1 protein-coding gene and 1 pseudogene are annotated in these 598 nt (G+C 37.6%); both read right to left on the reverse strand.

The genetic code is table 11. From position 1 onward, the window contains the following. Positions 1–19 precede the first annotated feature (19 nt). On the reverse strand, positions 20–361 hold the full coding sequence (locus CG67_RS02035; RefSeq protein WP_025901318.1) for a DUF5455 family protein: 342 nt from the start codon (positions 359–361) through the stop codon (positions 20–22). Then, positions 361–598, reverse strand: a pseudogene (locus CG67_RS18455) (attachment protein); the annotation flags it as partial. The pseudogene CG67_RS18455 and the gene CG67_RS02035, both read right to left, overlap by 1 nt.

The raw sequence follows: 598 nt of genomic DNA on the forward strand, positions 1-598 counted from the left end.
CACCACATGCACAGCCATATTAAAGCACCTTATTAGCCATAGAAATAAACCTATCTTTTAAATCAAAAACCATAACAGCAATTTTCATTGACATAATCACAGTAATACATTCGGTAGTTCCATCAGGTAATACAGAAGACATTAAATTAGAGAAGTCCTGAGGCATGGCACCGTAAACAACAGAACCAAGCCATTGCAAGCCAAGCAAAAGAACAACCATAATTGCGCCAACAAGAGCAGTCGCTAATAATCCAGTGCTAGTAGCAAGACGAGCTATGAAACTTGCAACATAGCCAATAAAAAGAGGAACAAGACCTATTAAAAACCGGAAGAAAGCCGGGATACCTAATAAAGCTGGCATTATTGCTCACCCTTCCTTAGTAAAGATGTAATAGAAGTGAATACATACCAAAATGTAAGACAATACATAACCCAAGAAAGCATTGATTTTATATCGCCTAATTTATCGCAACCTATCTCAATTTGATAAACAGAACCAGAAAACATAACAAAATTACTACAGCCATGACCAGTAGGAATAGACGGCCTTAGAGCGCCTTCATTTAAAAATGATTCCCAAGCACCGCCATGAGAATCT

This window comes from Tatumella sp. UCD-D_suzukii (genome assembly GCF_000611875.2).
Taxonomy (GTDB): Bacteria; Pseudomonadota; Gammaproteobacteria; order Enterobacterales; family Enterobacteriaceae; genus Tatumella; species Tatumella ptyseos.